This is a genomic window from Mycobacterium sp. NGS59 (genome assembly GCF_059812345.1).
This window is the reverse complement of sequence record NZ_JCALCN010000015.1, coordinates 71,716-85,737: the sequence shown is the minus strand read 5'-3', so window position 1 is coordinate 85,737 and position 14,022 is coordinate 71,716. Positions and strand designations below refer to the sequence as shown.

The window sequence follows — 14,022 nt, the reverse complement described above, 5'->3', positions numbered from 1 at the left end:
TAAACTGAGGTCGTCATGATGGGCAGCCTGGCGCGCTAGTCTCCCGCAGTACCGATAACCCAATACCCCGGACACCCCGTCCAAGAGCCGGCGCAGGTGCGATGCAACTCGTACTAAAAGACGCCTATCAATGCGGGATGATTGCGGTGGAGGTAGACGCGATGAGCGTGATGAGTGAGGGTGCAGTAGAGGCGCCGCGATCGAGGCTGTCGTACTCGGCGATCGCGACGTACGCCGAGCAGATCGCACATCAACACAAAGTCATCAACGAACATGGCTATGTCGATGTGCATGCACTGCTCAAGAAGCTTGGTGGTGAGATCGAGGTCGACAACCGCGCAGAATCGCTCGAAGTGCGGGAGCCAGGCGACTTCACCGTAATCATCCCTACGCACACCTCGCGGCTGCGTGACAGGTTCACGATTGCCCATGAGCTCGGGCACTACTTCCTGCACTACCGAGCCCCCAAAAGTCATCGCATCGGTGAGCGGACATCCACGTTCGCCCGGCTAGGCCGCAACGTCGCCGAGACTCAGGCAAACGTGTTTGCATCGAACCTCCTGATGCCTGCGAACCACTTCAAGGATGTGTTCGTCCGGCAGGACTGCAACCTGGTGACGGTCGCTGAGCACTTCGGGGTGTCAGTCCCGGCGGCGAAGGTCCGCGCCGAGTATCTCGGCCTTCTCACCTGATGGCGGCTGGCCTCAATCAAGACGGATCCATACTTTTCCTCTCCTGCGATCTGCAGAACTCGACCCAGTTCAAGCAGAAGAGCGAGGGCGGATGGATTGCGACCTTCCTCGCCTTCTACAGCGAGTTCCCCTCGCTACTGGCAAACAAGATCAACGAGTCATATCCGGTTCTGAGGGACCGTCTCTCGCTGTGGAAGGCCATTGGCGACGAGTTGATCTTCTCGGTCAGAATCCAGTCAGAGCAAGAGTGCAGCGACGCCATCGACGCGTGGACAGCCACGATGCTCGAGTTCGAGATCCAACACTTGCTGGGGAAGACACCAATGACGCTTAAGGGCGGCGCGTTCTTAGCGACCGTCCCTGCACCAGACCGCCGGGTTGCGATCCCCCGCACCATCCAGACCTCCGACGAAGGATCGCAGATCGACGTGGAGGAGACGAACGAAGCGACGCTCAACAGCGCCGATACAACTGGGGACTTCGCGATCAACTTCGCAACGGACTTCGTCGGTCCGAGCATCGACACTGGATTCCGCGTCCTCAAGTTCGCGGCGCGGAGCTACTTCGTGCTGACCGTCGAGGTCGCTCACCTGCTGTTCAAGCACTACAACGATGACAAGGCCCAGCGCGGCCGTGCGGCATATCTCCTCGGAACGCACTCTCTCAAGGGCGTCTGGGGCGGCAGGCCGTACCCGGTGTTCGCGATCGCGCGGTCATTGGAGGCGGCCACTCCTGAACAACTGTTGGCCAAAGCATTTGGGGACGGCGACAACCCCGGCCTAGTCACCGATGAGTACCCGCACCGCACACCCAGTGAGGTGCTCGCGGCTATCGAGGCATACCGCAGCGCTGATGCATGGCAGGGCGCGATTCATGCCCCGGACGCGCATGAGCCGGACTTCAGGGAGCATGAAGCAGTCATCGCCGTTCGGCATTACCTCGACAACCTCAACGACACGTCCGAAGATCCTCTCGATAGTGCGGAGGATCGGGGCGAGGAGGACGCGGTCGGCGACGACCTACCTCGCGACTGAGGACCACCACGAACTTCGTCTGGCCCACTGCCGGTGTGGTATCGGACCGGGGGCGCAGGCATTCAATCAACACGGGGCACGGTCCGGCGGGTCAGAAAACCTGGTGGACAACAAGTTCACCAAGGGCCATAAGTGGCCCAGAATCCTCTGGAAACCCGCGACAGTCAGTAGTTGTCGGGAATGGTGACACCATTGCACATGGGGTTGTCGTGATAGCGGACTGAGCCGAACGCCTTCTTCACTAGATCATTGGCCTGGTTGTACGTCATATCCGGATACCGCGTAAGCATGTTGAGGGCGTATTGATCGCTCGGATTATAGGGATCAACGCCTGCGGCCATCACGGCTAGGCAGACCTCCCGATTGATGTCAGCGTGTGCCCTCGGCGCGAGCCCTACGGCGAGACCTGCAGCTACTACCGCTGCGGTGATCATCTTCTTGCTCATGTTCGGTTCCCGTCTGTGCTCTTCCCACATTGGTAGGGGCAGTCAGAGCGTGTCAACGACCTTTCCGCCGCTGTACCGGAACACCGATTGCTGCCCCTCAGTAAACCGCCCGCGCCCGCGCCGGGTCCACACGGCTCGCAAAGTTGCTGGCCTTTCGCGCCACCTTGGCAAACGGCGAATCGCTCTCCTGTACCGATTTGCCGTTTCAGCAGCGTAGAAGCGCACGGACAATACAGCCTCGGCAACGCTTCGGGTAGGCAATACAGCCTTTACTGGAGGTCCGCCAACCCCGCTACGTGCTTCTAATCCCTAGGTCGCACGTTCGAGTCGTGCCGGGGGCGCTGATTCACCGTCGCAGTTCAGAAGTGCTGACTGATGCGCGGAACCAGTTGTCCGCCTCAATGGACTAGCTGCGCAATAGGACCAGTGGCGCCAGTGGCACCCGGCATCTATTCGCACCCGATTCCGTTGCCGTCTCTATCAAGTTTGTAGATGTCGCGCCCGACGACCCTTACAGGACCAGAAACATAGGCCGGACCGTTACCGCCCCCACCTGCACAGTCGACATCGCTGGCGACCGGGACGCAGGCGCCCGAGTAGTTGGGGTCACATCTAGAACCCGGTTCCCGTGGGATGGGCGCCAAGTACGCGCCCGATGATTCAGCAAACGACCTATCCCCTGAGTCGGCGTTTGCTGTGGGAATCAAGACGAACCCCACGGCAAAGCCAGCCGCCAGTACCGTTGACATTCTCACGTTGGCGAATCGTATTGGAGCAAGTGCGGTCTTTGGCCGTTATCGCCAAAATGCAGACGCGGCGCACCACACTCTCAGTTGCCCGCGCGAATCAGCTGCGTCTGGGAGAAAATTTGTTCTCCGTTTGCCAGCTACCCCGGCACGGTCTTGGTAAGTTCTGGTACGTGCGTATCATTTCAGTCGTCCAGGCCGGCGTCGTCGTGGCCGGCGGCCTCATCGGGTGCTTCGGCGCGCCAATCGCCCATGCCGACTGCCAGACCGGGGCAATCAGGCCTGACTCGGGCGGGACCTATTCGATGTGCACTGCGGGCCAGTGGACACATGTCGACCGGCAACTGTGCGTGGACTATCCGCAGTCGCAGTACTGCGCTGCGACGACTACACCCACTACGTCGACGTCTGCCAGTACTACTGCCACTACGCCGACGCCGACTGGTGCGCCTCAGCCTGGCGGCATCGACTTGCCCAACCCTCCTAATGTGAACGCGCCCAACGTCGGTTGCACGTGGGTGAACGGTTACACGAAGAAGAACGGGACTCACGTCAACGGCTATTGGCGCTGCTGACGGACTCGTCCACGGCGGCAGCCGAAGGACACGAAGTTTTTCGAATGCACTTCGTGTCTCCCGACGGTCAACTACCGCTCACGAAAACCACGCGTCAGCCGCGCCGGCCGGCGCGGTCGGCGAAAGCGTCGAGCGCCGCGAGCACTTCCGGCGACCGCCACACTCGGTTGCGGGGTCCGTTTGTCGTCTCGACGAGGATCCCCGCCTGGGTGAGCGGGTTCAGATAGCGGTGAGCATTCGTGGAGTCGATGCCCAACTCTTGTGCCAGCAGCACAGCGTTCACCACCGGTCGGCGGATCAACAAATCGGCGACTTTCCACACCGCCGAATCGGACCGCGCGGTGATCACGTCGTTCCACGACTGCCGGATACTGCGAAGTTCCGCGACCAGTTGTCGTCCGTTGGCGATAGCTAGAACGGTCGCCTGCGAGAAGCGTCTGACAATCGGCGCGGCGTCACCAGCTCGATAGCTCGTCAAAGCGGCGAAGTATGCGTCCGTGTCGGCCAGCAACCCAGCTGAAATCGGCGCGGTCACCTGGCGGGCGAGGCCCTTGTTGCGCAGCATGGCCTGTACCAAAGCCCGGCCCGTACGTCCATTCCCATCGGTGAAGGGGTGAATGGTCTCGAACTGGGCATGACTGACGGCGATCTGGGGCAACGCCGGCACGTCGGCCCGCTGCGCGAAGGCGATCAAGTCGCCGATCGCGTCGGGGATCTTCTGGTAAGACGGGCCGACGAAGGTCGCGCCGATGGGAGACGAGCCGCCGCCGATCCACACCGGCTCGGTGCGAAACTTTCCCGGCGTGTGGCGCGGCTCGTCAACCATCAACGCGCGATGCATCGCCAGGATCGCGTCGGCGTCGATGTTGTCGGAGAGGGCGACCGCCGCTTGCATCGCTGCGGTGTTGGCGACGATAATCCCGGCGCTGCGCTCTGCCTTCGCGCCGGATAGTTCGGCCTCGGCGATAGCCCGCGCTGATGCGGTCAAGTTTTCGATCTGCGAGCTGGCGGCGGACTCCGACCGCAGCAGAACGGCGGCAAATGGCGCGATTTCACTTCCGAATTCGGCATCGAATCGGGTGATTTCGCGGCCGGCGGACTCGGCGTCTGCCAGAACCGACGGCGGTAGGTCCAAGACCAGTTCGGCAATGCCAGCGGGCACAGCTGGGTGGTAGATGCCGAGTTTGGGCAGCACGGCGCTCGCGTACCGCCTCGTCTCCGGCACCCAACGAACGTCCTCGTAACTGACGGGACGAAGTGAAGTCACCACTTCAGATTAGCTTCATTTAAATCCACAAGTGAAGTTAATAAGAATATTGACTTCAGCTATGTCGTGGCGAGCGAGGAACGTCGCGACCCCCGCCGACAAACGAAATATTCGGGCTCTGCAAGCGTCGACGCGGTTTACCGCACCTCGTCAGCCGTACGGATCCCGAATACCGCATGATCTTCGGCATGAACGACAAATCGACTGAGCCGTTCGTGCAATTAGGTTCCTGGATCGCCGTAGCGACCATGGTCGGGTTATTCCTGTACTGGCTACTCCAGGCGGGGGTCGCAGCGGTCGTGGCCAGTGAGAAAAATCGCAGTGGCGTCGGCTACTTCTTCGCGACCTTCTTCTTCCTAGGTCCACTCGGACTCGCCGTGGCCATGCTCGTCGAACCCGGGGAACCGCCAGAGGAGAACGACAGCGAAGACTACTTGACCGAAAGCGAGGATGAATCGTCCTCGTCAGAGCCATCAGGACGGGGCCCATGGTTCGTTCGAGGTCTGATCGGTAAGTGGGATTAATACCTACCGCGGGGCCGAGTTGCGTGCTGGTGCGCCGGTGCCGCAGTGACCGGCTCGCTGGTGCTGCTAACGAGGTATTGGCGCTGCTGACGGACTCGTCCCACGGCGGCAGCCGAAGGACACCGAGTTTTCGAATGCCGTCGGCCCGGGGGTGCTCTCGCCGCAGAGAACACATTTGGGACGTGTCCCGAGGGTTAAGTCACGCCAAGAGCGGCGCTAACGCCACTCCATAGTCCTGTTCACCAGTGTCGCCAGAATGCCGCGCGAGTTTGCTGTGGCCCGCCTTGTCTCGTCCCCACCGGTGCCGGACGCGTGCAATCGCAGCGCGTTGCCGGGGCAGCGCCTGGTGCGGCCGGAGGATCACCTCCGACAACCGGCTTTAGCAGCACCTTTGTCCCGCTCAGGGCCCAACTCGAATAGTCGCGCGCGTCAATACTCCGGCGCATCGAATCGACGTGAACGCCCGGCGTCTCGGCGAACGAACCCCAGGTGAACTTCAGTCGTGGCGTTTTTGCTCCAGCCGGTGGTGATGGTCGCTATCATCCCTGCATCGCTTCCGGTGAAGTGTGGGCTGGGGAGAGTCCGATGACTGCGGTGGGGCTGGCATGTCGAGGGAGCCGCAATGTCATCTTTTGTGATCGTGTCGCCAGAGGTGGCAATAGCCGCCGCGCAGAATCTGTCCGACATCGGCTCGGCGCTCCGAGCGGCCCACGCGGAGGCGGCGGGCGTGACGACCTCGGTGACAGCAGCCGCGCAGGACGAGGTGTCGGTAGCGATCGCATCGTTGTTCGGGGGTTATGCTGAGCAGTTTCAGGCATTCAATGCGCAGGCTGCACTTTTTCATGCCGACTTCGTGCGGACGCTGAACTCGGGTGCCGCCAGCTACGCGGCCGCTGAAGCATTTTCGGCGGAGACGCTGGAGCAGACCATTCTCGACGTGATCAATGCCCCCACCAATTTGCTGCTGGGGCGTCCCCTGATCGGCGACGGCGCCAACGGCGCGCCCGGCACCGGCCAGCCCGGCGGTGCGGGCGGAATCCTGTGGGGCAACGGCGGCAACGGTGGTTCCGGCGGCGTCGGGCAGGCCGGCGGGGCTGGCGGTGAGGCCGGTCTCTGGGGCAACGGCGGATCTGGCGGGGCCGGTGGGGCGGCTGACGCCGCCGGCGCCGGTGGCGCAGCCGGTGGCAATGGCGGTGCGGGCGGCTGGTTGGGCGGTTTCGGCGGGCACGGTGGTGTCGGCGGTACCGGCGGGACGGGCACCGCGACCCAAAACGGCGGCACCGGCGGAGTCGGTGGGGCCGGCGGCCTGAACCGGGCGACGTCCTACAGCGGCGGGGCCGGCGGGATGGGTGGAACCGGCGGCGACGGTTGGTCCGGCGGCGCGGCCGGACCCGGATTGACCGGCGCCTCCGGGACCGGCGGCGGCAACGGCGGGGCTGGTGGTGCCGGCGGCGGCAACATCGGACTGTTGGGCACTGGCGGGGCCGGCGGACTCGGCGGCGCTGGTGGGGCGGGTGGCAGCGGCGCGACGGGCGGTTCCGGACTGGATTCGGTCACCCCTGGCGGACTAGGGGGCAACGGCGGCGCGGGTGGTAACGCAGGGGCGGGTGGCGCGGGCGGTTCGGGCGGAATATTCGGGATCGACGGCGCCACCGGCGCCACCGGCACCGGCGGAAATGGCGGCGCCGGCGGGCAGGGCGGTGCGGGATACGACGCGTCCGCGGTGGCGGGCACTGCCGGCGGGCAGGGCGGTAAAGGCGGCACCGGCGGGGTAGGCGGCGCTGGCGCCATCAATGGCGACGGCGGCAAAGGCGGCCAGGGCGGCGACGGCGGCGCCGGGTTCGACGCGAAGGGTCTGACCACGGGCGTCGACGGCAAAAACGGCGGACTAGGTGGTAACGGCGGGACCGGCGGGGCGGCCGGAAGCGGTGGCACCGGCGGCACCGACGGCCAAGGTGGCGCCGCGGGTGCCGGCGGCGTGGGTGGTGGCGGCGCGGACAATGCGACGCCCGGCGGCACCGGCGGTGCCGGCGGCAATGGCGGCGACGGCGGGACCGGCGGTGCGGGTGCCGGTCCGGGCGGCGCGAAGGGTGCCGACGGGGTCGGCGGTGACGCTGGTGACGGCGGTGCTGGCGGCACCGGTACCGGAGGCACCGAGACCAGCGCAGGCGGCAAGGGCGGTCAAGGCGGGGCCGGCGGTATTGGCGGCAAGGCCGGCGGTGACGGTGTGGCAGCCGGCGACGGCGGCGACGGCGGCAAAGGCGGTACGGGCGGCGCCGGGTTCAGCCAGCCTGGAACCGGGGGTGCGGACGGCGGTAACGGCGGGACCGGCGGGACCGGCGGGACCGGCGGGGCGGCCGGCAGCGGTGGCACCGGCGGCGCCGACGGCAAGGGCGGCGATGCCGGGGCCGGTGGTGTGGGTGGTCGCGGTGCCGAGGGTCGTGCCGGCTATCACGACGACATCGATCCCGAAATCGGCGGCAACGGCGGCCAGGGCGGTACCGGCGGGACCGGTGGCACCGGCGGCGCGGGCGGAGGACTGACCGGCGCCAAGGGCGCCGACGGCGCTGGGGGTAAGGGCGGCAACGGTGGCGACGGTGGCGCCGGCGTGAACGGCTTCCTCAACGACGGTGCCGGGAACGCCGGCCACGGCGGCGCCGGCGGGACCGGCGGGAACGCCGGCGGCGATCTAGCGGCGGCAGGCGACGGTGGCACCGGCGGCAGGGGCGGCAAGGGCGGCGCCGGGTCTGACTGGTCGTTCACTGATTTCGGCCGCAACGGTGGTGACGGCGGCATAGGCGGTAATGGCGGTACCGGCGGGGCGGCCGGCACTGGCGGCCTCGGCGGCGCCTTCGGTGATGGTGGAGACGGCGGAGCTGGTGGCGCCGGAGGCGGCGGCGCGTCTGGGCTCGACCCGTTGAGTCCCGCAGAAAGCAATGGTGGTTCCGGCGGTAACGGGGGCGCAGGTGGAGTTGGCGGTGCCGCGCTTGGGAAAGGCGCCACGGCTGGTACCGGCGGTGCGGGTGGCGGCGGCGCTAACGGCGGTGTGGGCGGCAGCTATAGCAACGTGTCCGGCAACGGTGGTAACGGTGGAAACGGCGGCACCGGCGGCAACGGAGGCACCGCCACCGGAGGCGCAACCAACGGCGACGGCGGCAAGGGCGGCGCCGGTGGCGCGGCCGCCGGAGGCTTTGACGCGCAGTTGCTGACCACCGGCCAAGCCGGTGGTAATGGTGGTGCGGGCGGTCACGGCGGTACCGGCGGGTCGGCTGGCGGTGTCGGTGGCAACTACGGCGATGGTGGCAACGGTGGCGCGGGTGGGGTCGGAGGCGGTGGCGCCGCCGGTAAGACACCGGTCGCCTCCGATAACCCGGGAAACGGCGGTGCTGGCGGTAACGGCGGCGACGGGGGCGCGGGCGGCGACGTGGTCGGTGCGGGCGCCAAGTCCGGTGCCGGCGCCCAGGGCGGCGCCGCCGGGGATGGCGGTGACGGCGCCTCTACCGTCAACGGACAACCCGGCGGCCAGGGGGGTAACGGCGGCCGCGGCGGGGCCGGCGGCAATGGCGGTGCCGCCCCGGCGGGCGGGATCAACGGTGACGGCGCGAAGGCCGGCGACGGCGGCGACGGCGGCAACGGGGGTAATGCCGCGCGCGGCCAGGGCAATCCCGACGATGGACCGGCTCACGGCGGTGGTGGCGGCGGTGGCGGCGCCGGCGGCAAGGGCGGTAGCGGCGGCGCCGGCATGGGCGCCGCTGGCACCGGCAACTCCGGCGGGTCGGGTGGCGCCGGCGGTAACGGTGGCACCGCGAACTTCGGCGGAGGGTTCTTCGACCTGACCACCGCAAACGGTGGGGACGGTGGGGGTGGCGGTGCCGGCGCCGCCACTAGCACCGCAACCGGCGGCAAGGGCGGCGGCGGGGGCGGGGGCGGGGCCGGCGGTTTCGCAGCAGAAGGCGAGGCGGCCACCGGCGGTGGCGGTGGCGGCGGCGGTGCCGGGTCATCGAGCGGTGTCGCCGGCAAGGGCGGCGACGGCGGCGACGCCAGCGACGGATTCACTGGTGGCGCCGGCGCTACAGGCGCGGGTGGTGTCGGCGGTGGAGGCGGAGGCGGCGTCTACGATGCCAACGGTTCGCCCGGCGCCGTGCCGGCAGGTGGCGCGGGCATCGCCCCTCTTGACAACAACGGGGGCAACGGCGGCGCAGTCGGCGGGACCGGCGGCCAGGGCGGTTTCGGCACCTCATTCAGTCCGAACGACAACGGCAGCGACGGGCAGACCGCGCTCTAACCGGTCAGCCACCCAGCTCGCGCGCCACCGCATCGAACGCCCGCAGTGTGTCCAACAGCATCGGTTCCTCAGAGGACTCCGACTGGCTGGAAACCTTGGCGGCCACCACCTCTGCGGCGCGGTTGATGTAGATGACCTGACCGCACATGCCCAGACACAACACGACGCTGCTGCCCGGATAGGGAAACCACACCTGGTTGCGGTACATCCCGCCGGGCATCTCGTTGTCGTCGGGGCTGGCGGCGAACGCCTCCCGTGAGTCGGGCCCACCTTGCAGGGTGTCGGCGATCCACGCCGCCGGCACCACTTGCCGGCCGGTCAACGAGACGCCGTCGCGCAGGAACAGCGACCCGAACCGAATCATGTCGGTCAGACATGCGCTGATGCCGCCGTCGAACAATCCGGTGCCCTCGCTGTCGACGCCGATCGTGGCGTCGCACTGGGCCCCGATGCGGCTCCACAGCAGATCCGACATCAGCTCCGGCATCCGCTGGCCGGCTACGACCTCGCAGATCCAGCCGAGGACGTCGGTTTCACAGGAGCGATATTGGAACGGCCCGCCGTGCGCTGACTTTTGCCGCAGGGTGAGCAGGAAATCCCGCAGCGTGGTGGGGCCGTCCGGCCCACTGCGGGGCGCCCACCCGAGGGCCTGGTCGAGCTGGTGTATCTCGGCCGTTGGGTGCAGGTAGTTGTCCGAGAAGGCGATACCTGAGCGCATATCCAGCAGATGACGCATGGTTGCCCCGACGTAGCCGCAATCCCCCAGTGCGGGAACGTAATCGGTGACCGGCGCGTCGAGATCGATGGCCCCGGCGCCGTGCAACGCGCCCGCGACCGCTCCCACCAGCGACTTGCTCACCGAGAACAACAGGTGCCGGGTCTGTTGTCCCATGCCGCCCAGGTACTCCTCGGCCACCAACGAACCGCGGTGCGCGACGGCCCATCCGTCGGTGGCGGTGGTCGCCATGACGGTGCCGACCCGGGTGGCCACCCCGTCCGTCCGGTTCACCCGGACCTCGGCCAACCCCGTGTCGACCGCCGGTAACTCCGCGACCGGCCCGTCCCCGCGCGCGATCAAAGCAGTCGGCACGAAGTCTTCGACGTGCTGAAAAGACCATTGCGCGTAGGGCTCCGACAGCCAGTTGGCCAGTGAAATGCCGGCCGGGCGGCTCACGCTCGTGCTACGAGTCGAGAGACGATCGCTGCAGTCGGCGTCAGGGGTGTCGAGACGAACTTGGACTTGATGCCCTTCACCCAGCGCTGACAGCGCTCGGTCAGCTGGTAGTCGGGGGTCTGCAGGTGCCCGCGGGTGAACAGCACGCCGAGTTGAGCTCCCTCACAACGCAAGTCGCCGGGCGCCGCCACCCGCATGTAGAACGCCTCGGACCCGTCGAGCAGCGTGGCCCAATCGTTGGCGGGGCGCGCAAACGAGACTCGTCCGTCGTCGTCGATGCGCCACACACCGGTACGTGGCGTCGCGGTGAAGATCTCCAGATCCGGCGCGGTCTCGTTGATGATCAGCTGACTCCAGACCTCGTCTTCGCCGTAGCCGCGCTCCCAGCGCGAGTTGATCGCGTCGATGTCGAGCTCGTACTCCACGTCCATGTATTCGAGCAGGTGGAACAGGAACAGCGGCATGTCGGCGTAGGCCTCGGTGGTCAGGTTCGTCATCGGGCTCGCGCCGCTCAGCCGCGGGTTCACCTCGCCGAGGTAGAGCTCGTCGGAGTCCAGGTCATGCAGCAGGTCAACCTCGAAGTAGCCGCGGTAGCCCTCGCGGCCCAGGACATCGCCCAGCTTGCGCACCATTTCCCGCGCGGCGTGCGTCTGCGCGGGCGGCAGGACCTCACGCCAGATGTCGTTGCCGCACCAGCCGCCCTTGGCCGGCGTCAGCTCCGGATACCCGACGAGACTCGTCATGGCCGGGCCGATCACGGTGCCGTGCCGCGTCACGGTGCCTTCGATGCACACCTCGACGTTGCGGATGCGCTTCATCACCTTGACTTCCTGACCGGCCAGGTCAGCGGCGTGATCGTCCCAGTCGCGCTGGCCACGGACGAAGAACGTGCCTGACCCGGCGGCGCCGTAGGCGGCGTTGACGACGAGGTCATCACCGAGACCCGCCTGCTGGGCCAGCGCCGACAGCTCTTCATACGAACCGGCTCGCGCGATCACGTTCGGGACACTCCGAACGCCCGCCTCGTCGGCCAGGCGGGTCATGACGATCTTGGAGCCCAGCCGATGGCGCAACTCGACCGGAGCGTGCATGACTTCCAGCCCGGCCTGGCGCGCGAGGGCCTGTGTCTCCTCGTCCATCATCACGAAGCAGGCCTTGCCGCCGGGCCCCCTGCCGGCGATGAACTCGAGTGTCTCGGAGTCACGCAGCAGGTGGTTGCACACATCCCCCATCGAGTCGAAGTCGATGCGGTCGCGCCGCCGCGGCACGAACACGCGCGAGTGCACGCCCTCGAAGGAGTCAAAGTAGGTCAGGTAGAAGAAGTTTCGAACCCAGCGGTCGATCCCGAGCAGATTGAAGGGGGTCGGCGAGATGAAGTACAGCGGCACGGTGTTGGTGTGAAAGAAGGCACGTACGTCTGAGATGCCGTTCAACTTGCGGCGCGGTTCGGGCCCGCCTGAGTGGGCGGTCACGCCAGCCACGGTGACGTCGGGGGCAGGGGCCTAGCGGTGACCGCGGTGATCTCACATGCGTCCATGCCCACAAGTGTGCACGTGCCTACGGCGCCTTGAAAGCGTGGATTGCCATAGCACTGACTCTCTTGATCATCGTCGCAGCCCCTCGATCACGGACGGCAAGTGTTGATCCTGCGCTGAGGGCGGGGTTTTGCGAGTAGACGTCGCCCTCAGCGCAGACTGAATGCAGTCAGCCCAAACTCAGACCGGAAGGGCTTCCCGGCTGGGCACGTCAGCCGAACTCGTCAGTTGCAACGCCGGGTCGACGACGGCGTCGTTGCGCAGCAGTTTGACGTCGGCGTGGTAACTCATCGACGTCAACCACGGCTGGCTGGCACCCTGGCGGGGCAGCTGGTTGACCGCGCGCCGAACATAGCCGGCCGAAAAGTCCAGCAGCGGGCGGGTTTCCATGTCCGGGTCGTCGAGCACCGGGCGCGCGGTGTCGTAGCCGTTGGCGTCCATGTGCGCCAGCAGCCGGCAGAAGTGCTCGCACAGCAGGCCGACCTTCAGCGTCCACGAGGAGTTGGTGTAGCCGATCGCGTAGGCGAAATTCGGTACGTCGGACAGCATCATCCCCTTGTAGGCGACCCGCTCGGGCAACTCGACCGGCTCGCCGTCGACCACCAGCGACATGCCGCCGAACGCTTGAAGATTCAAACCCGTTGCGGTGACGATGATGTCGGCGTCGAGTTCGCGGCCGGATTCCAGCTGGATCCCGGTCTCGGTGAACGTCACGATGCGGTCGGTGACCACCGATGCGCTGCCGTTGCTGATCGCCCGGAACAGGTCGGAGTCGGGTACCGCGCACAGCCGCTGGTCCCACGGGTTGTACGCGGGGCTGAAGTGCTCCTCGACCGGATAGCCCTTGGGCAACCGTTTGGCGTTGACGCTGCGGATGATCTTCTTGGCCGGGCCCGGATACTTCTGGCAGAACTGGTACACGGCGCGCTGCTGACCGATGTTCTTACGACGGGCCAGCGCGTAACCGAGCCTGTCGCCGAACAGCTTTCGTGCCGTGTTGGCGAAGACGTCTTTGGACGGCACCGGCATGATGTAGGTCGGCGAACGCTGCAGCATGGTGACGTGCCCCGCCCGTTCGGCCATTGCCGGCAACATGGTGACGGCCGTTGCGCCACTGCCGATGATGACCACCTTCTTGCCCGCGTAGTCGAGGTCCTCGGGCCAGTGCTGCGGGTGCACGATCTGCCCGGCGAACCGCTCGCGGCCCTCGAAGTGCGGGGTGAAGCCCTCGTCGTAGCGGTAATAGCCGCCGGCGCAGAACAACCAATTGGCGCTGATCTGCGTCGTCTCACCGGTGTCGGTGCGCTCGACATCGACGACCCACCGTGCGTCGGAACTCGACCACGCGGCGCCGCGCACCTTGTGGTGGAAACGGATGTTGCCGTCGATGCCGTTCTCGGCGGAGGTCTCGCGCAGATACGTCAGGATCTTGTCGGCGGTGGCGATGGCGTCCTCGTCGCGCCACGGCTTGAACTCATAGCCGAAGGTGTGCAGATCGGAGTCCGAACGAATCCCGGGATAGCGGAACAGATCCCAGGTGCCGCCGGTCGCATCGCGCGCCTCGAGGATCGCGTAGCTGCGACCGGGATGCTCGCGCTGCAGGTAGTAGGCGGCACCGATGCCCGAGATACCGGCGCCGACGATGAGGACGTCGACGTGCTCGACCTCGGTGGTTGTAGATGTGCGGGACATGACCTGGCTCCTGACGCCGGATGCGTGTACTGCGTTCCATGGTCTCGGTCCC

9 protein-coding genes are annotated in these 14,022 nt (G+C 66.7%); 4 read left to right on the top strand and 5 right to left on the bottom strand.

The annotated features are described in order from the left end of the window. Positions 1–137 precede the first annotated feature (137 nt). Complete coding sequence (locus AC5Y46_RS17170; protein ID WP_499992354.1) at positions 138–692, top strand: ImmA/IrrE family metallo-endopeptidase; 555 nt, start codon at positions 138–140, stop codon at positions 690–692. Next, positions 692–1,726, top strand: coding sequence for a hypothetical protein (locus AC5Y46_RS17165; protein WP_499992353.1), 1,035 nt, complete (start codon positions 692–694; stop codon positions 1,724–1,726). Before AC5Y46_RS17170 ends, AC5Y46_RS17165 begins: the two co-directional genes overlap by 1 nt. Positions 1,727–1,890: 164 nt before the next feature. Here AC5Y46_RS17165 and AC5Y46_RS17160 read toward each other — a convergent pair whose 3' ends face one another. Together AC5Y46_RS17160 and AC5Y46_RS17155 are read right to left on the bottom strand one after the other, a co-directional pair. Further along, entirely contained in the window at positions 1,891–2,172 is a 282-nt protein-coding gene (locus tag AC5Y46_RS17160; protein WP_499992352.1) for a hypothetical protein, read from the bottom strand. Between the two features lie 1,415 nt (positions 2,173–3,587). After that, positions 3,588–4,760: a Fic family protein gene (locus AC5Y46_RS17155; protein ID WP_499992351.1), complete on the bottom strand. Its 1,173-nt coding sequence runs from the start codon at positions 4,758–4,760 to the stop codon at positions 3,588–3,590. Positions 4,761–4,948: 188 nt separating this feature from the next. Between AC5Y46_RS17155 and AC5Y46_RS17150 the strand changes: the two genes are divergently transcribed. After that, positions 4,949–5,284 (top strand): hypothetical protein, encoded by a 336-nt coding sequence (locus AC5Y46_RS17150; RefSeq protein WP_499992350.1) that lies wholly within the window; start codon positions 4,949–4,951, stop codon positions 5,282–5,284. Positions 5,285–5,906: 622 nt separating this feature from the next. After that, the gene (locus AC5Y46_RS17145) at positions 5,907–9,569 is read left to right on the top strand and encodes a PE family protein (RefSeq protein WP_499992349.1); all 3,663 of its coding nucleotides are present in this window, start codon (positions 5,907–5,909) and stop codon (positions 9,567–9,569) included. 4 nt (positions 9,570–9,573) lie between these two features. Here the strand turns inward: AC5Y46_RS17145 and AC5Y46_RS17140 are convergent, their stop codons facing one another. From AC5Y46_RS17140 to AC5Y46_RS17130, 3 genes are all read right to left on the bottom strand, one after another. Beyond that, positions 9,574–10,743 (bottom strand): serine hydrolase domain-containing protein, encoded by a 1,170-nt coding sequence (locus AC5Y46_RS17140; RefSeq protein ID WP_499992348.1) that lies wholly within the window; start codon positions 10,741–10,743, stop codon positions 9,574–9,576. Then, the gene (locus AC5Y46_RS17135; RefSeq protein ID WP_499992347.1) at positions 10,740–12,215 is read right to left on the bottom strand and encodes a biotin carboxylase; all 1,476 of its coding nucleotides are present in this window, start codon (positions 12,213–12,215) and stop codon (positions 10,740–10,742) included. Before AC5Y46_RS17135 ends, AC5Y46_RS17140 begins: the two co-directional genes overlap by 4 nt. 243 nt (positions 12,216–12,458) lie before the next feature. Then, positions 12,459–13,970, bottom strand: coding sequence for a flavin-containing monooxygenase (locus tag AC5Y46_RS17130; RefSeq protein ID WP_499992346.1), 1,512 nt, complete (start codon positions 13,968–13,970; stop codon positions 12,459–12,461). Positions 13,971–14,022: the final 52 nt, after the last annotated feature.

Bases quoted from the DNA above. Each gene is read 5' to 3' on its own strand.
- AC5Y46_RS17170 (WP_499992354.1), top strand. From the start codon at position 138: ATGATTGCGGTGGAGGTAGACGCGATGAGCGTGATGAGTGAGGGTGCA.
- AC5Y46_RS17165 (WP_499992353.1), top strand. From the start codon at position 692: ATGGCGGCTGGCCTCAATCAAGACGGATCCATACTTTTCCTCTCCTGC.
- AC5Y46_RS17160 (WP_499992352.1), bottom strand. From the start codon at position 2,172: ATGAGCAAGAAGATGATCACCGCAGCGGTAGTAGCTGCAGGTCTCGCC.
- AC5Y46_RS17150 (WP_499992350.1), top strand. From the start codon at position 4,949: ATGAACGACAAATCGACTGAGCCGTTCGTGCAATTAGGTTCCTGGATC.
- AC5Y46_RS17145 (WP_499992349.1), top strand. From the start codon at position 5,907: ATGTCATCTTTTGTGATCGTGTCGCCAGAGGTGGCAATAGCCGCCGCG.
- AC5Y46_RS17130 (WP_499992346.1), bottom strand. From the start codon at position 13,970: ATGTCCCGCACATCTACAACCACCGAGGTCGAGCACGTCGACGTCCTC.